The 17107-nt window shown below is 67.8% G+C and carries 15 protein-coding genes; 9 read left to right on the top strand and 6 right to left on the bottom strand.

The window, feature by feature from the left end:
* The first annotated feature begins 80 nt into the window (after window positions 1-80).
* The 5 genes from ectB (at window position 81) to CDO46_RS18515 (ending at window position 3940) form a co-directional block, all read left to right on the top strand.
* Window positions 81-1400, top strand: coding sequence for a diaminobutyrate--2-oxoglutarate transaminase (ectB, locus tag CDO46_RS18535; RefSeq protein ID WP_087839958.1), 1320 nt, complete (start codon window positions 81-83; stop codon window positions 1398-1400).
* Complete coding sequence (locus tag CDO46_RS18530; RefSeq protein WP_087839957.1) at window positions 1397-1795, top strand: ectoine synthase; 399 nt, start codon at window positions 1397-1399, stop codon at window positions 1793-1795. The genes ectB and CDO46_RS18530 overlap by 4 nt, the downstream gene beginning before the upstream one ends.
* Window positions 1796-1862: 67 nt before the next feature.
* Window positions 1863-2795, top strand: coding sequence for an ectoine hydroxylase (thpD, locus tag CDO46_RS18525; protein WP_087839956.1), 933 nt, complete (start codon window positions 1863-1865; stop codon window positions 2793-2795).
* A gap of 148 nt (window positions 2796-2943) precedes the next feature.
* The gene (gene panD / locus CDO46_RS18520; protein WP_087783350.1) at window positions 2944-3309 is read left to right on the top strand and encodes an aspartate 1-decarboxylase; all 366 of its coding nucleotides are present in this window, start codon (window positions 2944-2946) and stop codon (window positions 3307-3309) included.
* A 16-nt stretch (window positions 3310-3325) separates the two neighbouring features.
* Entirely contained in the window at window positions 3326-3940 is a 615-nt protein-coding gene (locus CDO46_RS18515; RefSeq protein ID WP_087839955.1) for a LysE family translocator, read from the top strand.
* 67 nt (window positions 3941-4007) lie between these two features.
* Here the strand turns inward: CDO46_RS18515 and CDO46_RS18510 are convergent, their stop codons facing one another.
* Window positions 4008-4469, bottom strand: coding sequence for an MmgE/PrpD family protein (locus CDO46_RS18510; RefSeq protein ID WP_087839954.1), 462 nt, complete (start codon window positions 4467-4469; stop codon window positions 4008-4010).
* Between the two features lie 10 nt (window positions 4470-4479).
* Here CDO46_RS18510 and CDO46_RS18505 point away from each other — a divergent pair, with 10 nt between their 5' ends.
* Window positions 4480-5256: a LysR substrate-binding domain-containing protein gene (locus CDO46_RS18505; RefSeq protein WP_087839953.1), complete on the top strand. Its 777-nt coding sequence runs from the start codon at window positions 4480-4482 to the stop codon at window positions 5254-5256.
* Here the strand turns inward: CDO46_RS18505 and CDO46_RS18500 are convergent.
* Window positions 5253-6293 carry an NAD(P)-dependent oxidoreductase gene (locus CDO46_RS18500; protein ID WP_087839952.1) on the bottom strand — a complete coding sequence of 347 codons (1041 nt, stop codon included), beginning with the start codon at window positions 6291-6293 and terminating at the stop codon, window positions 5253-5255. The two genes, CDO46_RS18505 and CDO46_RS18500, sit on opposite strands and share 4 nt — an antisense overlap.
* A 32-nt stretch (window positions 6294-6325) precedes the next feature.
* On the opposite strand from CDO46_RS18500, the gene CDO46_RS18495 reads away from it, so the two are divergent.
* From CDO46_RS18495 to CDO46_RS18485, 3 genes are all read left to right on the top strand, one after another.
* A complete protein-coding gene (locus CDO46_RS18495) occupies window positions 6326-7372 on the top strand; it encodes a CDP-6-deoxy-delta-3,4-glucoseen reductase (RefSeq protein ID WP_087839951.1) in 1047 nt (348 codons plus the stop codon).
* Between the two features lie 68 nt (window positions 7373-7440).
* On the top strand, window positions 7441-8631 hold the full coding sequence (locus CDO46_RS18490; protein WP_087839950.1) for an acetylornithine transaminase: 1191 nt from the start codon (window positions 7441-7443) through the stop codon (window positions 8629-8631).
* A 100-nt stretch (window positions 8632-8731) separates the two neighbouring features.
* Complete coding sequence (locus tag CDO46_RS18485) at window positions 8732-11068, top strand: ATP-dependent DNA helicase (protein WP_087839949.1); 2337 nt, start codon at window positions 8732-8734, stop codon at window positions 11066-11068.
* Here the strand turns inward: CDO46_RS18485 and CDO46_RS18480 are convergent.
* From CDO46_RS18480 to CDO46_RS18465, 4 genes are read right to left on the bottom strand one after another with little or no spacing between them, the layout of a single operon-like run.
* Window positions 11056-12216 (bottom strand): hybrid sensor histidine kinase/response regulator, encoded by a 1161-nt coding sequence (locus CDO46_RS18480; RefSeq protein WP_087839948.1) that lies wholly within the window; start codon window positions 12214-12216, stop codon window positions 11056-11058. The two genes, CDO46_RS18485 and CDO46_RS18480, sit on opposite strands and share 13 nt — an antisense overlap.
* Before the next feature lie 12 nt (window positions 12217-12228).
* On the bottom strand, window positions 12229-12843 hold the full coding sequence (locus CDO46_RS18475; protein ID WP_087839947.1) for a chemotaxis protein CheB: 615 nt from the start codon (window positions 12841-12843) through the stop codon (window positions 12229-12231).
* A gap of 1 nt (window position 12844) precedes the next feature.
* Window positions 12845-13666 carry a protein-glutamate O-methyltransferase CheR gene (locus CDO46_RS18470; RefSeq protein WP_087839946.1) on the bottom strand — a complete coding sequence of 274 codons (822 nt, stop codon included), beginning with the start codon at window positions 13664-13666 and terminating at the stop codon, window positions 12845-12847.
* A 20-nt stretch (window positions 13667-13686) separates the two neighbouring features.
* A complete protein-coding gene (locus CDO46_RS18465; protein WP_087839945.1) occupies window positions 13687-16818 on the bottom strand; it encodes a response regulator in 3132 nt (1043 codons plus the stop codon).
* Window positions 16819-17107: the final 289 nt, after the last annotated feature.

The raw sequence follows: 17107 nt of genomic DNA, 5'->3' as shown, positions 1-17107 counted from the left end.
CCCCTCGTATCCGTCCCGGTTCGTCCGGGTCCGCCTATACGTCTTTCACGCTTCTAGAAGCAAAACAGGAGGGAAAAACCATGGATCTCAAGATCTTCGACCGTCTCGAATCGGAAGTCCGCGGCTACATACGCTCGTTTCCGGTCGTCTTCAGCAAGGCCAAGGGCTCGCTGCTGTTCGACGAAGAGGGCCGGCAGTACATCGACCTGTTTGCCGGCGCCGGCACGCTGAACTACGGCCACAACAACCCCGTGCTGAAGCAGCCCCTGCTGGACTATGTCCAGGCGGACGGCGTGGTGCACGGCCTGGACATGGCCACCTCGGCCAAGAAAGATTTCCTGGAAGCGTTCGAGCGGCTGATCCTGAAACCGCGCGGCATGAAGTACACGCTGCAGTTCACCGGCCCGACCGGCACCAACGCCGTGGAGGCCGCGCTCAAGCTGGCCCGCCGCGTCAAGCAGCGCCCGAACATCGTTTCCTTCACGCACGGCTTCCATGGCGTGAGTGCCGGCTCGCTGTCGGCCACGGCCAACGCCAAGTACCGAGAGGCAGCCGGCGTGAGCCTGGGCAACACCACCTTCATCCCGTACGACGGCTATTTCGGTCCGGACGTGGACACCATGGCGTACTTCGAGCGCATGCTGGAAGACCGCAGCAGCGGCATGGACACCCCAGCCGCGGTGATCGTCGAGACCGTGCAGGGCGAAGGCGGCGTGAACGTGGCCACGCTGCGCTGGCTGCAGGAGCTGCAACGCCTGTGCCGCCGCCACGACATGCTGCTCATCGTCGACGACATCCAGGTCGGCTGCGGCCGCACGGGCACCTTCTTCAGCTTCGAGTCGGCCGGCATCCAGCCCGACATCGTCACGCTGTCCAAGTCCCTGAGCGGCTTCGGCCTGCCCATGGCCATGGTGCTGATCAAGCCCGAACTGGACATCTGGAAGCCCGGCGAGCACAACGGCACCTTCCGCGGCAACAACCTGGCCTTCGTGACCGCGCGGCAGGCGCTGGAACATTACTGGAGCGACGGCGCCTTCACCCGCGAGATCCAGGCCAAGGAGACGCTGGTGCGCGACTGGCTGGAGAACATGGTCCACAGCCATCCGGAGGCGGACCTGTCGGTGCGGGGACGCGGCCTGATCCAGGGCCTGGTCAGCGGCGTGCCGGGACTGGCCAACAAGATCGCGGCCCAGGCGTTCAAGGGCGGGGTGGTCATCGAGACCTCCGGCGCCAACGACGAAGTGCTCAAGCTCCTGCCCGCGCTGACCATCGAGGAAGGCCAGCTCCGGCAGGCGCTGGAAGTGCTGGACCGCGCGGTGGCCGAGGTGGTGGCCGCCGAGCAGCTGGCCCAGAAGCAATCGAATGCCCGTGTATTGAAATTTGGAGGAAAGGGACGATGATCGTACGCGACATCAAGGACATCATAGGCACCGAGAACGAAGTATCCACGCCGACCTGGACCAGCCGCCGCGTGCTGCTGAAGAAGGACGGCATGGGGTTCTCGTTCCACGAGACCATCATCCATCCCGGCACCGAGACCCACATCTGGTACAAGAACCACGTCGAGGCCGTCTGGTGCATCGAAGGCGACGGCGAGATCGAGACCGTCGCCGACGGCAAGGTCTACAAGCTCGGCCCGGGCGTGGTCTACGCGCTCAACGACAACGACGAGCACTACCTGCGCGGCGGCAAGGAGCCGCTGCGGGTCATCTGCGTCTTCAATCCGCCGCTGACCGGCCAGGAAGTGCACGACGCCGAAGGCGTCTATCCCCTGGACGAAGCGAAGGTCGCCTGACGGCCCTCGGCAAGGGGCCGCGCCCGCCGGCGGGCGGGGCGGCGCCCATGAGAATAGGAGGACAACCATGATTACTCCCGCACGCGATATCTATTCCTCGCGCGCCGACCGCGCCGCCGGCATCGTGCAGCGGCGCGACCCCGTGGTGTACGGCAGCGCCAAGGTGGAGCCGGGTACCGGCCTGGACGCCGAGCAACTGGGCGGCTACGAGCGCAACGGCTATATCCTGCTGAAGAATTTCTTCTCCGCGCAAGAGACCCAGGCGCTCAAGCGCGAGGTCGAGCGGCTGGTGCGCGACCCCGCCATCCGCCGCCGTGAAGAAGCCATTACCGAGAAGGGCACCGACGTCGTCCGGTCGGTGTTCATGGTGCACAAGCTGAGCAAGCTGCTCGGCCGGATGTCGCAGGACATGCGATTGGTCGGCATCGCCAGGCAGATCCTGGGTTCCGATGTCTACATCCACCAGTCGCGCGCCAACATGAAACCGGGTTTCAAGGGCAAGGAGTTCTACTGGCACTCGGACTTCGAGACCTGGCACGTCGAGGATGGCATGCCGGCCATGCGGGCGCTGAGCTGCTCGGTGCTGCTGACCGACAACGACGCCAGCAACGGGCCGCTGATGGTGGTGCCCGGTTCGCACCGCCAATTCGTCTCGTGCGTGGGCGAGACGCCGCAGGACCACTACAAGCAGTCGCTGAAGAAGCAGGAATACGGCGTGCCCGACCCCGTCAGCCTGCAATTGCTGGTCGACCAGGGCGGCATCGACGTGTTGTCGGCGCCCGCCGGTTCGGTCGTGTTCTTCGACTGCAACATCATGCACGGCTCGAACAGCAACATCTCGCCCTATCCGCGATCGAACGTGTTCATGGTGTATAACAGCGTGGAAAATACCCTGAACCCCCCCAGGTACGGCCTGAATCCGCGGCCGGAGTTCATCGCCACGCGCGAAAGCTTCGCGCCCATCCAGGCGGTGGAGCCCGGCTATCTGCGATCGGTCTGACGGCGCGCCGTCGGTCCGGCCGGCAAAGGGCGCCTGCGGGCGCCCTTTGCCGCTGGAGGCGGCGCCAGGCCGCCATTGGTGCGGTCCGGCCGGGATCGGGTATAAACGCACCTGGCCGTTTGCGGCCGCTTCCTAGGACACCCGAGTTATGCAACGCATCATGCTTCGCGCCAAGATTCACCGTGTCGCGGTGACTCAGGCCGATCTGAACTATGAAGGCTCGTGCGGAATCGATGAGGATTTCCTCGATGCCGCCGGCATGAAAGAGTACGAGCGCATCGAGCTCTACAACATCAACAACGGCGAGCGCTTCTCCACCTACATCATCAAGGGCAAGCGCGGCAGCGGGGAGATCTCGCTGAACGGCGCGGCCGCCCGGCGCGCCCACGTGGGCGACCTGATGATCATCTGCACCTACGGCCCGATGACGGACGAGGAAGCGGCCGAGCACAAGCCCATCGTGGTCCTGGTCGACGAGAACAACCGCATCAAAGAAGTGATCCGGAAGTCCTGAGCCTGCCGGTGCGCCGATGCAGGCCGATCTGCTGCTCTTTCTTTCCCTGTCGGTGGGCGTGACCATCGCGCCCGGCCCGGACAACCTCCAGGTACTTGCCCGCTCCCTCAGCCAGGGCCGCGCCGCCGGCATCGCGGCCGCGCTGGGCTTCGCCTCGGGCTGCCTGTTCCACACCACCTTGGCCGTACTGGGCGTGGCGGCGCTGCTCCGGGCGTCGCCCATGGCGTTCGACGCGATCCGCCTGGCTGGCGCCGCCTACCTGATGTGGCTGGCGGTGCAGGTACTGCGCAGCCGAGGCGGCTTCTCGCCCACGGGCGGCCCGCCGCCGCTCGGCTTGGCGCGCATCTTCGGCCAGAGCGTGCTGGCCAACATGCTGAATCCCAAGGTCACGCTGTTCTTCCTGGTCTTCCTGCCCCAGTTCGTCAATCCCTGGGTCGGGCATCCCGACTGGCAGATGCTGTGGCTGGGAGTGATCTTCATGGTCCAGGCGGCGGTCGTGTTCTGCCTGATCGCCTGGTTCGCCGGCCTGCTGGGGCAGTTGCTCAGGCGCCGGCCGCAGGTCGGCGTATGGCTTGACCGGCTGGCGGGCCTGATTTTCCTGTTCCTGGCGGTACGCATCGTGTGGGAATAGGCAGCCTGCGGCCACGCATGCTCCGGGCCATGGCTGCGGGATGCCTCGCCGGCATGAAGCCTGGCAGTCAGAGGCGTGTGAGCGATGACAGGAACTCGTCGGCAGGCCAGTTCGCGGCGCTGGCGGCGTCGTTCAGCCGTATCCATAGGTCGCGGCCGCGTCCGTCGGGCCATCGGCGGGCTGAAAGCGCGTGGAATTTGTCAGCCAGCAGCGGGAGGGCCTGATCGCGACGCGACGGGTCGCCTGCGGGAAACCGCGTCTCGATCCAGGGCGACGCCGTACCGTCGTCCAGTGTCACCCGCACGGCATTGGCGCAACTTCGAATGGCCGGATCGTGGTGCTCCCGGGTATAGGCCGGATCCTCGGCCAGGCGGGTCAGCGCGCGCAGGCGGTCGATGCGGGGGTCGGCAGCGGTGGCGTCGTCATAATCATGGTGGTCGAGGCGCCCCTTGAGCAGCGCCACGGCCACGACGTACTGCATCGAATAGTCGCGCGCCGCCGAGGAACTGTGCGTATCGCACGGCGCCATCAGCAAGCAGGTGCTGAATCTCGAGCGCTGGCTGGGCGCGGCGCTGTTCGACCGGCGCGGACGCCGGCTCGAGCCCACCGTGGCAGGGCGGGTGCTGGCGGGCGAACTGCGAGACGCGTTCGACCGCATGGCGGGCGCGGTGGAGCGCGCCCGTCCCGAGGCCGGCCGCAAGCTGGTGGTCAGCGCGCCGCCCACCATGACCCTGCATTGGCTCGTGCCCAGGCTGACCGGGTTCCTGCGCCAGTATCCCGACATCCAGATCCAGCTGAACAACCGGCGCGATCGCGCGCACGCGCTGCCGGGCGGGGTCGATGCGGCGATCCGGCGCGGCCGCGGCGGCGAGCCGCACCTGGTCGAGACACCTTTCATGAAAGAGGCGGTGACGCCGCTGCGGGCCGGACCGCTCAGGCGCCGGCCCGCCTCGATCGACTCGCTGGCGCGGGAAACCTGGCTGACGGCCGACATGCGGCCCGACGACTGGCAGCGCTGGCTGGCGGTGGCCGGCGTGCCGCATCTGCAGCCGCGGGCAAGCCTGGGCTTCGATCATACCTATCTGGCGGTCGAAGCCGCGCTCGACGGACTGGGTATCGTGATGGGTCCCCGCTACCTGATGCAGGAGGAACTGGAGGCCGGACGGCTGGTGGCGCTGTTTCCCGAGGTGCTGGCGCCGGCCGACGATTATTTCTTCGTGCACGACAAACAGCGGTCGGCCGATCCGGCCATCGCGACGCTGCGCGCCTGGCTGCAGGCCGAGGGGCAGGCGCACGAGGCCCGCATCCGGGCCTAGCCGGCGGGCCGATACCACGCGTCCAGTGCATGCCGGACGGTGGGATGACGCAGGCGCACGCGCAGCTCGGTCACCAGGCGGCGGTTGTCCAGCCGCCGTGACTCCTGCATGAAGGACCACATCGCCGGACTGACCGCGGCGCGGACGCCGGCCGCCGGCAGGCTGGGCGGGCGAGGCAGGCCGGCGGCGTCGGCGACGGCATCGAAGTAGTCGCCCATCTTCAGGTCCTGGCCGTCCGCGGCATGGACGATGCGCTGCGGCCGTCCGCGATACAGGGCGGCCTCCAGGGTTCGAGCCAGGTCGCCGATTTCGATATGGTTGGTGTAAACGTCCTCGCCGGGGGCCAGGCGCGGCAGGCCGGCGCGCAGCCGCTCCAGCGGCAGGCGGTCGCGCCCGTAGATGCCGGGAATGCGCAGCACGACGGCGCGCCAGGGAGCCAGGCCCAGGCGCGCCCGGCGAGCCCGGGCCGGGCCGGGCGTGCGCCAGGCGGCCTCGGCGTCCACCCGGCGCCGGCTGCGGGGGGACGCGGGGTGCACGGGCGCGGTTTCTGGCAGCCGGCGGCCCCGGGCGTCGCCATAGACGCCGGTGGTGCTGGCGTAGACCACCGTGAGCGCCCCGGCGGCCAGGGCGCCGCGGCGTGGTTTGGCTACAATGGGGGGATGCCGGATTTGCCGTGGGCCGGGGCCCATCGCAGCCGGCCGGACGCGCGCTTTCGGGGCCGGCCGCCGCAGGACGGCCGCCAGCCTGCGGGAGCGAGGATCGCCTTCGCCCTGTCCGGGCGGGGGGGCCAGCATCAGGACGTCGGCTGCCAGACCGCGCAGGCGGGCCAGTTGCCGCGGGCAGTCCAGGTTGCCCAGCAGCGGGATGGCGCCCGCGGCGCGCAGCTCGGGCAGCCGCTGCGGGCTGGACGTCAGCGCGAAGACCCTTCTGCGGCCCGCCAGCCGCTCCAGGACGTGCATGCCCGTGTCGCCGCAGCCGACGATCAGCAGGCGCGGGCGACCCAGGCGCGCGGCATGCGCAGGCTGCGGGATGTTCATCGTATTTCCACCGTTTTCATAGGATCCAGGTGATGAGTCATCAGGTCACCGTTCTGCCCAGCGGTCATCGGTTCACGGTCGAACATGGCCAGACCGTGCTCGATGCGGCGCTGCAAGCAGGCGTAATGTTGCCCTATAGCTGCAAGAATGGGGCATGTTCGTCGTGCAAGGGCAAGCTGGTCGCGGGCGAGATCGAGCTCGGACCCCACCAGGCCCAGACGCTGACGCCCGAAGAGGCCGAGCTGGGCCTGACCCTGTTCTGCGTGGCGCGCCCGCTGACCGATCTCACCATCGAGGCGCGCGAAGTCATGGGCATCGCCGACATCCCCATCCGCAAGATGCCTTGCCGCGTCCAGGGGCTGGCCGAGGCGGCGCCGGACGTGCGGATCGTGCGCCTGCAATTGCCGGCCACCGAGCAACTGCGCTTCAACGCCGGGCAATACGTCGAGATCATCATGAAGGACGGCCGGCGCCGTTCGTATTCCATGGCGAACGCACCCCACGAGGAAGGCGGGCTGGTGCTGCACATCCGCCACCTGCCCGGCGGCGCCTTCACCGACCACGTGTTCGGCGCGGGCGCGACCCAGCTGAAGGAACGCGACATCCTGCGCTTCGAGGGCCCGTTCGGTTCGTTCTTCCTGCGCGAGGACAGCCACAAGCCCATCGTCATGCTGGCCAGCGGCACCGGCTTCGCGCCGATCAAGGCCATGGTCGAGCACATGATCCACAAGGACATCCGCCGTCCGGTCCATCTGTATTGGGGCGGCCGCCGCCCGCGCGACCTGTACATGGACGAGGTGGCCCGGGAGTGGGCCGCGGCCCGCCCGGATTTCCGGTACGTGCCGGTGGTGTCGGACGCGCTGCCCGAGGATGCCTGGACCGGCCGCACGGGCTTCGTGCACCAGGCGGTGATGGACGACCTGCCGGATCTTTCCGGCCATCAGGTGTACGCCTGCGGCGCGCCCGTCATGGTCGAATCGGCGCATAGGGACTTTGTACAACAGTGCGGACTGCCCGATGACGAGTTTTATGCGGACTCTTTCACGTCCGAGGCAGACATCGCCCGCAACACGGTGTAATGTTTATCGACCCGCCGCGTCGGCGGGTTTTCCATTTTTCGCCCTCGGGCACGCAAGGAGTTTGAGTCATGGAATTCGGCCAGTTCAACGTCAACGCCCTCATGGAGATCACGCAGCGCCCGGACCTCGTGTTCGTCCGAGGGCAGGGGTCGTGGCTGGAAGACCATGCAGGCAAGCGCTATCTCGACTTCATCCAGGGCTGGGCGGTTAATTGCCTGGGGCATTGCCCGCCGGAAATCGTCAAGGCCGTGGAGACCCAGTCGCGCCAGCTGCTGAACCCGTCGCCGGCCTTCTACAACCTGCCGTCGATCGAACTGGCCACGCGCCTGACCCAGGCTTCGTGCTTCGACCGCGTGTTCTTCGCCAACAGCGGCGCCGAGGCCAACGAGGGCGCGATCAAGCTCGCGCGCAAGTGGGGGCAGGTCCACAAGCAGGGCGCCTTCAAGATCATCACCTTCAACCACAGCTTCCATGGCCGCACGCTGGCGACCATGTCGGCCTCGGGCAAGCCGGGCTGGAGCACGATCTTCGCGCCCCAGGTCGACGGTTTCCCCAAGGCTGAGCTGAACGACCTGGCATCGGTCGAGGCGCTGATCGACGACCAGACCGTGGCCATCATGCTGGAGCCGGTGCAGGGCGAGGGGGGCGTCATTCCCGCGACGACCGAATTCATGCAAAGCCTGCGCAAGCTGGCCGACGCGCGCAAGCTGCTGCTGATCGTGGACGAAGTGCAGACCGGCATGGGCCGTACGGGCACGATGTTCGCCTACGAGCAGGCCGGGGTGCGCCCCGACATCATGACGCTGGGCAAGGGCATAGGCGGGGGCGCACCGCTGGCGGCGATGCTGGCGCGCGAGGAGGTCTGCGTGTTCAAGCACGGCGACCAGGGGGGCACCTACAACGGCAACCCGCTCATGACGGCCATCGGCGTGGCGGTGTTCGACGCGCTGGCCGCGCCCGGCTTCATGGAAGGCGTGCGCGAGCGCGGCCAGTACCTGTCGCAAGGCCTGGTGAAGCTGGCCGCCAAGTGGGGCATGCCCGGCGAACGCGGCAACGGCCTGCTGCGGGCGCTGGTCATGGACCGCGAGGACGGCCCGGCCATCGTCGAGCGCGCACGCACGCTCGAGCCCAATGGCCTGCTGCTGAATGCGCCGCGCGGCAACCTGCTGCGTTTCATGCCCGCGCTGAACGTATCCACGGACGAGATCGACCAGATGCTCGAGCAGCTCGACGGCATCATCGCGTCGATGCGCAAGTAGGCCGGCGCCCGGCACCGGCCGGACCCGAAGCCCCTCGTCCCACGGACGAGGGGCTTTTTGCATGCGCCGCCGGCGGCGGGCGGGCTGCTATGATTACTGTATGGATATACAGTCTTCCGGGACCGCCCCGGCGCGGGACGAGCTCCCGTCGCCCGCGTACGTCGTGGCCGTGCGCACCCTGTGCGAGTTCACCGCGCGCCAGGGGGATCTCGACCTGCGCTACACGCCCGCGCCGACCGCCCAGGAGGGCCAGGCGGGACACGTCCTGGTCGCGGGACGGCGTGGAGACGGCTACGAAGCCGAGATCGCGCTGTCGGGGGACTACGGCGTGCTGCGCGTCCGGGGCCGCGCGGACGGCTATGATCGCGCGGCGAACCGGCTCGAGGAAATCAAGACGCACCGTGGCCGGCTCGATGCGCTGCCCGGACACCGCCGCGCCCTGCATTGGGCACAAGTCCGGATGTATGGGCACTTGCTGTGCCGCGAGCGGGGATTGACGGAACTGGAACTGGCCCTGGTCTACCTCGACGTCGCCAGCCGGCGCGAGACGGTGTTGACGGAACGGCTTTCCGCCGCCGAGCTCGAGGCCTTCTTCAACGAACAATGCGAACGTTTCCTGGCATGGGCGCTGGCCGAACGGTCCCATCGCCAGGACCGCGACAGCGCCCTGGCGTCGCTGGCGTTCCCGTACGCCAGCTTGCGCACCGGCCAGCGCGAACTGGCGGTGGCCGCCTTCCGGACGGCACGCGACGGCCTGTGCCTCATGGCGCAGGCGCCCACCGGCATAGGCAAGACGCTGGGCACGCTTTTTCCCACGCTGAAAGCCTGCGCGGCGCAACGCCTGGACAAGATCTTCTTCCTGACCGCCAAGAGCTCCGGCCGCGCGCTGGCCCTCGACGCGATCGACCGGCTGGCCGCGGGCGCCGCAGGCAGGCTTCCGCTGCGCACGCTGGAGCTGGTGGCGCGCGACAAGGCTTGCGAGCATCCAGGCCGCGCGTGCCATCCCGACGACTGCCCATTGGCCCGCGGCTTCTATGATCGCCTGGCCGCGGCGCGCGCCGACGCGGTCGCGGCCGCAGGCCGCTGGGATCGGCCGCGCGTGCGGGAGATCGCGCTGTCCCATGGTCTATGTCCCTACTTCCTGGCACAGGAACTCGCGCGCTGGAGCGACGTCGTGGTGGGCGACTACAACTACTACTACGATGGCAACGGACTGTTGTACGCGCTGACGGTTACCCAGGGCTGGCGGGTGGCCGTACTGGTGGACGAAGCCCACAACCTGGTGGAGCGGGCGCGCGGCATGTACAGCGCGTGCGTCGACCAGTCCGCGTTCCAGGCCGCGCTCGCCGCCGCGCCTCCCGCGCTGCGCCGCCCGCTGAATGCCGTGCGCCGGCAGTGGAGCGCATGGAACCGCCAGCAGACGGCTCCCTATCAATGCCATCCGGCCGTGCCGGCCGCGTGGCTGGCCTCGTTGCAGCAAGCGACGGCATCGATTACCGACCGCCTGGCCGAGACGCCCGTGGGAATGGCGCCGGCGTTGCAGCGCTTCTACTTCGATGCGCTGCACTTCATCCGCCTGGCGGAGCAGTTCGGCTCCCATTCCCTGTTCGACGTGACGCTTGCACCCGGGCGCCGCCCGGTTTCCACGCTATGCCTGCGCAACGTGGTGCCGGCGTCCTTTCTCGCGCCCCGCCATGCGGCGGCGCACGCCACCTTGCTGTTCTCGGGCACGCTGGCGCCATCCGGCTTCTATCGCGATACGCTGGGCCTGCCGGTGTCCACGGGCTGGATGGAGGTGCGGGCGCCGTTCAGGCCCACGCAGTTGTCGGTGCGGATCGCCGGACACATCTCCACGCGTTTCCGCGATCGCGAGCGCTCGGTGCCGGCCATCGCCGGCCTGATCGTGCGCCAATACGCGGCCAGGCCCGGCAACTACCTGGTGTTCGCCAGCAGCTTCGACTACGTGCGGCGCCTGGCCGAGGGCGTACGGGAGCATGACGGGCAGTGGCCCATCTGGGTGCAGACGCCGGACATGGACGAGGCCGGCCGCGCCGGCTTTCTGGCCCGTTTCGTCGAAGGCGGACAGGGGCTGGGCTTTGCCGTGCTGGGAGGCGCCTTCGCCGAAGGCGTGGACCTGCCGGGTTCGCGGCTGATCGGCGTGTTCATCGCCACCCTGGGGATGCCGCAGGTCAATCCCGTCAACGAACGCATGCGGGACGTCATGCAAGCCCGCTTTGGCCGGGGATATGACTACACCTACCTGTATCCGGGCCTGCGCAAGGTGGTGCAGGCCGCCGGACGGGTGATACGGACCGAGCACGACGAAGGCGTGCTGGTGCTGATCGATGATCGGTACGGGCGGCCCGAGGTGCGGCAGCTCTTTCCCGCCTGGTGGCGGGTGGGGCCCGGGGCGGACGAGCCCCTTCAGCGGCGGTGAGCCAAGGGCGCGGCCAGCGAGGCCGGGACCTTGTTTTCGCCGGCGGTTCCGGATCGGCGCGGCAGGACGACTTCGAAGACCGTCAGCCCCTCGGTGTCGCAATTCACCGTCAGCCGGCCCTGGTGGATGGCTACCAGTTCCTTGACGATGTAGAGGCCCAGCCCGAGCCCGCCGGAGGGCCGCGACCGGCCCGCCGTGGTGGCGAAGGGTTGGAACAGCCGGGTGCGGACGTCGGGGTCGAGCGAGCCTGAATTGGCCACCTTGACCGTGACGGAGCCGTCATTCGTTCCGTCTATGCTGATGGACACCGGTTCTCCCGGCATGCCGTGCTGCAGCGCGTTGCCGAGCAGGTTGGAAAAAACCTGTTGCAGGCGGTCCTGGTCCCAATGCCCGTGCGTGTCGCCGGAGCACTCCAGCCGGATCGCGCGCCGGTCGTCCAGCGGGTCCAGTTCCTGCACGATGCCACGGCACAGACCGGCGAGATCGACCGGCTCGTGTCCGATGGCCAAGGTGAGCGTTCCCGTGCGCATGTGCGCGAGGTCCAGCATCTGGTCCACCATGCGCGACATCCGGGTCCCGCTGTTCCGGATGCGGCCCGCCCAGTCCCGCGTGCGGTCGTCCGTGGCGGTCTGGACCAGGACTTCCGAGATGTTGACGATGGCCGACAGCGGGTTGCGCAGGTCGTGGCCCAATACGGCGACGAACATTTCGTTGGTGCGCAGCAGCTGCGTCAGTGTGTCGAGCTGTTCGGCCAGTTGCAGGCGCTGGTGTTGCAACTGTATGAAGACGTCGATCTTGCTGCGGAGTATGTGGGGGTCGAGGGGTTTGTAGAGGAAATCCACCGCGCCGGCTTCGTAGCCTCGGAACGTCCGATGGGTGCTGCGGTCGGCGGCGGTCAGGAAAATGATGGGGACGTGGCGGGTACGGGGACTGCCGCGCATCAGTTCCGCGAGTTCGAAGCCGTCCATGCCCGGCATGTGCACGTCGAGCAGTGCCAGGGCGACGTCGTGTCCGAGCAGCAGCTCCAGCGCCTCCGGCCCCGAATTGGCCCGCAGCAGCTCCACGTCGGGACGCTGCACGAGCGCCTCCAGCGCGACGATGTTTTCCTCGATGTCGTCCACCACGAGAATCTTCACTGAGCGTGGCATGCGTTTTTCCTTCTAGATCTGGTCCGCCGGCGCGCCGCCCCGGGCCGTGCCGAGCTTGCGCAGGGCGGCCGCCATGGCCGCCAGTGGCAATACGGCGTCGGCCGCGCCGGCCTCGATGGCGCTGCGTGGCATGATGGGAGCGGGCGCCGTATCCGGGTCCTGCGCCCAGGTGATGCCGCCCGCGCGGCGGATGGCGAGCAAGCCGGCCGTGCCGTCGCTGCTGTTGCCGCTCAGGACGATGCCGAGCAGGCCGCGGCCGTAGACGTCGGCAGCGGTCTCGAACAGCACGTCGATCGACGGCCGGGAATGATTGACCGGTTCGTCCTGCGTGAGCGACCACGTCCGGTCGCCTTCGGCCTGCAGATGATAGTCGGGCGGTGCGAAATAGACATGTCCCGCCTCGGCGGGCTGTTTGTCGTCCGCCTCCACCACGGGCAGCGCGCAGCGGCCGGCGAACAGGGCGGCCAGCATGCTGCGCTGGGCGGGGGCGATGTGCAGGACCACGGCAACCGTGGCCGGCAGGCCGTCGCGCAGCGCCGGAAGCAGTTCGCTCAATGCTTCGATGCCGCCGGTGGAAGCGCCGATGGCTATGGCCTCCAGGTGCGACGGGAAGGGCGCCGTGTCCATGTCATTGTTTCCGATAGATCTTCTCGGCCGGGACGAAGTCTTCGAATGCCTCGCTGGCGGCGGTGAACCGGATGTTCTCCTTGCTGCCCAGTCCCAGGAATCCCCGCCGCACGAGCGCGTCGCGGAACAGGCCCAGGGCCCGGTCCTGCAGCGTGCGGTTGAAATAGATGAGCACGTTGCGGCAGGACACCAGGTGCACCTCGGAAAACACGCTGTCCGTCGCGAGGCTGTGGTTGGCGAAGACCACCTGCGGCTTGAGCGAGCGGGCGAACGACGCCGCTCCGTACGCGGCATGGTAGTAGTCCGACAGGGAGCGCTTGCCCCCGGAGGCCAGGTAGTTGCGGCTGAACTCGCCGATACGTTCGGTGGGGTAGATCGCGGCCTCCGCGGCGCGCAGGGCTTGCTGGTGGATGTCCGTCGCATAGAACAGCGTGCGGTCGCCCAGTCCTTCCTCCTCCATCAGGATGGCCAGCGACCACAGTTCCTCCCCGGTGCTGCAGCCGGCCACCCAGATCTTGATGGATGGGTAGGTTCTCAGCACCGGCACGACGTGCTCGCGCAGCGCCCTGAAATAGCCGGGATCCCTGAACATCTCGCTGACCTGGATGGTCAGGTACTGCATCAGCCTGGGGAACGCCTCGGGTTCGTGCAGGATGCGGTCCTGCAACTGGGACAGCGTCCTGCAGTCGAACGCGGGGAGCGCCTGCGCGATGCGCCGGCGCAGCGAAGTGGGCGAGTAGTCGCGGAAGTCGTACTGGTACTTGAGATAGATGGCTTCCAGCAGCAGGCCGAGTTCCAGGTCGAAATCCTTGTCCGTGGGCATGAGGGCTCCCTGGTCCTTTCCTATTGAGGCAGCCATACCCGGCATAGCGAGAGCAGTTTGTCGACGTCCAGCGGCTTCGAGATGTAGTCGCTCGCGCCCGCGTCAAGGCAGCGCTGGCGGTCGGCGGGCATGGCCTTGGCCGTGAGCGCGATGATGGGCAGCTTGGCGAACTGCGGGCGGCCGCGGATTTCGCGGATGGCGGTCAATCCGTCCATCTCGGGCATCATGATGTCCATCAGCACGAGGTCGATGTCGCTCGAGCGGGCCAGGGCTTCCAGCGCTTCGCGGCCATTGCGGGCGATTTCCATCTGGGCGCCGAGCGGTTCGATGACCTGCGACAGCGCGAAGATGTTGCGGATGTCGTCCTCGGCCAGGAGGATGCGCCGCCCCTCGAACGCGGAGTCGCGGCTGCGTGCTTCCTTCAGCATGCGCTGCTGCTCCGGCGGCAGGTCCGACTCGACGCTGTGCAGGAACAGCGTGACTTCGTCCAGCAGGCGCTCCGGCGACCGGGCGCCCTTGATGATGATGGACTTCGAGTAGCGGCGCAGCCGCTGCTCTTCGTCGGTGGTCAGCGAGCGTCCGGTGTAGACGATGACGGGCGGGAAGGCGTAGGGACCGTCGCCGGCCATTTTCTCGAGCAGGTCGTACCCCGAGCCGTCGGGCAGCGCGAGGTCCATGATGACGCAATCGAAGCTCCTGGTGCGCAATTGCTCCAGCGCGTCGGCCATGGTGCCGACGCCCGTCTGTTCGAGTCCGGGGGATTGCAGCAGCAGCTGTATGTTGCCGCGCAGCGCCGCGTCGTCCTCGATCACGAGGATACGGCGCAAGCGCTGCCTGAGCCGGGCTTCCAGCGATTGGATCGCGCCGGCCAGCTGTTCGCGCGCCGACGGCTTGAGGGTGTAGCCGATGGCGCCCAGTTGCAGGGCTGTCTCGGTGTAGTCGGAAACGGAGACCACGTGGACCGGCACGTGCCGCGTGGCCGGATCGCGCTTCAGGCGTTCCAGGACGCTCAGGCCGGAATCGTCGGGCAGGCCCATGTCCAGCAGGATGCCGCAGGGCTGGAGCTTGCGGGCCAGTTCCATGCCTTCGACCGCGGTCATGGCCAGCACGCAATCGAAATCCAGCTCGTGGGCCAGGTCGTACAGTATCCGGGCAAAGGCGAGATCATCCTCGATGGCCAGGATCAGCCTGCCTGTCCGCGTGAGCTGGTGGCGATCGTCAGGCATGGCGTCCTGGCGCGGTGTCGCGGGCGCTTCCGGGGCGGCGGGCGAGGCGCGCTGCGCGGGCACGTCGGGTACTGCGGGCGGCGTCGGCTGGACAGGCGCGGCGTTCCGCGCAGGAGGCCCGGCCGGGGAGGCGGCTTCCTGCGGCGCATGGATCGCCACCGTGAGCGAGAAGGTGCTGCCCGCGCCGACCTCGCTGGAAACGGTGATGTCGCCTCCCAGCAATTGCGCGAACTCCTTCGAGATGGACAGCCCCAGGCCGCTTCCGCCGTATTTCCTGCTGGTGGTGCCGTCAGCCTGGCGGAACGCCTCGAAGATCACGCCTTGCTGCGACGGCGCGATGCCGATGCCGGTATCCACCACGTCGAAGCGCACCTGCTCCTCGCCGGCCGGCGCCACGCGCAGGGTCACGCTGCCCGTCTCGGTGAACTTGAAGGCGTTCGACAGGAGATTCTTGAGGATCTGCTGCAGTCTCTGGTTGTCCGTCACAAGGACTTCGGGGGCATGCTGGCCGCGTTCGACGCGGAATTGCAGTTGCTTCTGGCCGGCGACAGGTTCGAAAGACCGCCGCATCGCATCCAGAATGCTGTCGACGGTGACGGGCTCTGCCTGGATGTCGATATGGCCCGCTTCTATCCTGGACAGATCCAGGATGTCGTTGATCAGCAGCAACAGGTCGGTGTTGGACGAGTGGATGGTCTGCGCGTAGCGGATTTGCTCGTCGGTCAGGTTGCCGTGCCGGTTCTCGGCCAGCAGCTTGGCAAGGATCAGCGAACTGTTGAGCGGCGTGCGCAACTCGTGGGACATATTCGCCAGGAATTCGGACTTGTATTGGTTGGCCCGTTCCAGCGCGCGGGTGTTCTCGGCCAGGGCGCGTTGCGCGGCGATGAGATTGTTCTTCTGCCGCTCGAGGCTGTCGGTGTATTCCTCCAGCTGGCGGTTGGTCTGCTCGAGCTCGGCCTGCTGGGTCTCCAGCCTGGACTGGGAATCCATGAGCGCCCGGCTCCGTTCTTCCAGTTCCTCGTTGGAAACGCGGAGTTCCTCCTGCTGGACCTGCAGCTCTTCGCTCTGGCGCTTGGTCTCGGCCAGGAGGGCCTCCAGGCGGGTGCGGTACTGCGCCGCCCTGAGGCCGGCGCCTATGCCTTCCGTGGCAGCCTGCACCATGTCGATGACGTCCGCCGTGGCGCCATCCGTTCCCAGGAAACCGAGCTCGATGGCGCCGACGACGGCGCCGTCCGCGAGCAGCGGTGCCGCCACGATGCCGGCCGGTTCCGTGGAGCCGAGCGCCGAGCCGATCTTCAGGTGGCTGGACGCAAGGCCCTGCAGGACCAGTGGCCGCCGCTCGAGCACGGCCTGGCCGATGGCGCCGTCGCCGATGGGTATCTCGGCCGGCGCCCGTTCGCCCTCGGGCAGCGCCCAGGCTGCGACCCTGCGCAGCCTGCCGGCATCCAGGGAATAGAGCACGCCCACCTTCGCGTCCAGATAGTCCGCCAGCGCGCGCAGCACGCCGGTGGAGAAATCCGCTTCGCTGTTCTCGCCCTGCACCGCGGTGGCCATCCTGACCCTGCCTTCCTGTATCCAGGCGATGCGCCGGAGCCTGGCGCCGGAGTCGATGTACAGCGAGGCGACCGTCGCCAGCGCGAACAGGGTGATGGCCCCGATCACCCGGTTGATGGCCGCCATCGCCGTCAGCTCGGCGTTGGTCGGCGACCAGACGTAGCCGATGGCAAGCAGGATGGTGCAGGCGATGGCCACGAAGTAGGGGGCCATGCGATCGCGGGACAACAGGCAGCCGGTCACCGGCGCGATATAGAGGATCCACTCCACGAAGCCGATGGGAGTGAAGATGTCCGTGATGAAGACCAGGGCGGCCATCGCGCCGGTCAACAGGTAGACGTGGAAGGACGACAAGTTGCGGGGCAGGGCCATGGGCGTCTTCGTGCGCGGGAGCCGGGCGGGCCTGCATAGGCGCATGCCCGGCGTCGAAAGGGAAGGGGCCGAGGGAGTGGCTCGCGGGCGGCTCGGCCGGCAAGCGCAAAAGCATATATCGGTATCAATCGAGGTGCAAAACCGGCGCCGCCCGGAGCGATCCTCAGCGTCGGCGGGCCTGCCCCGTACGGTCGAGCTGAAAGTTAGGGTAATCAACTAGTTGATTAACCAACTTTCTTGCCACAGAATCGCCCTCACTGCACAAAAGATTCGCCACGAGACGAGGAGC

Source organism: Pigmentiphaga sp. NML030171, assembly GCF_002188635.1.
GTDB classification, from domain to species: domain Bacteria; phylum Pseudomonadota; class Gammaproteobacteria; order Burkholderiales; family Burkholderiaceae_B; genus Pigmentiphaga; species Pigmentiphaga daeguensis.
Note: the sequence above shows the minus strand (reverse complement) of the source record. Positions and strands in the feature narration are given on the sequence as shown.

Coding starts and splice junctions, on each gene's coding strand:
- ectB (WP_087839958.1), top strand. CDS start 81: ATGGATCTCAAGATCTTCGACCGTCTCGAATCGGAAGTCCGCGGCTAC.
- CDO46_RS18530 (WP_087839957.1), top strand. CDS start 1,397: ATGATCGTACGCGACATCAAGGACATCATAGGCACCGAGAACGAAGTA.
- thpD (WP_087839956.1), top strand. CDS start 1,863: ATGATTACTCCCGCACGCGATATCTATTCCTCGCGCGCCGACCGCGCC.
- panD (WP_087783350.1), top strand. CDS start 2,944: ATGCAACGCATCATGCTTCGCGCCAAGATTCACCGTGTCGCGGTGACT.
- CDO46_RS18515 (WP_087839955.1), top strand. CDS start 3,326: ATGCAGGCCGATCTGCTGCTCTTTCTTTCCCTGTCGGTGGGCGTGACC.
- CDO46_RS18510 (WP_087839954.1), bottom strand. CDS start 4,469: ATGGCGCCGTGCGATACGCACAGTTCCTCGGCGGCGCGCGACTATTCG.
- CDO46_RS18500 (WP_087839952.1), bottom strand. CDS start 6,293: ATGAACATCCCGCAGCCTGCGCATGCCGCGCGCCTGGGTCGCCCGCGC.
- CDO46_RS18495 (WP_087839951.1), top strand. CDS start 6,326: ATGAGTCATCAGGTCACCGTTCTGCCCAGCGGTCATCGGTTCACGGTC.
- CDO46_RS18490 (WP_087839950.1), top strand. CDS start 7,441: ATGGAATTCGGCCAGTTCAACGTCAACGCCCTCATGGAGATCACGCAG.
- CDO46_RS18485 (WP_087839949.1), top strand. CDS start 8,732: ATGGATATACAGTCTTCCGGGACCGCCCCGGCGCGGGACGAGCTCCCG.
- CDO46_RS18480 (WP_087839948.1), bottom strand. CDS start 12,216: ATGCCACGCTCAGTGAAGATTCTCGTGGTGGACGACATCGAGGAAAAC.
- CDO46_RS18475 (WP_087839947.1), bottom strand. CDS start 12,843: ATGGACACGGCGCCCTTCCCGTCGCACCTGGAGGCCATAGCCATCGGC.
- CDO46_RS18470 (WP_087839946.1), bottom strand. CDS start 13,666: ATGCCCACGGACAAGGATTTCGACCTGGAACTCGGCCTGCTGCTGGAA.
- CDO46_RS18465 (WP_087839945.1), bottom strand. CDS start 16,818: ATGGCCCTGCCCCGCAACTTGTCGTCCTTCCACGTCTACCTGTTGACC.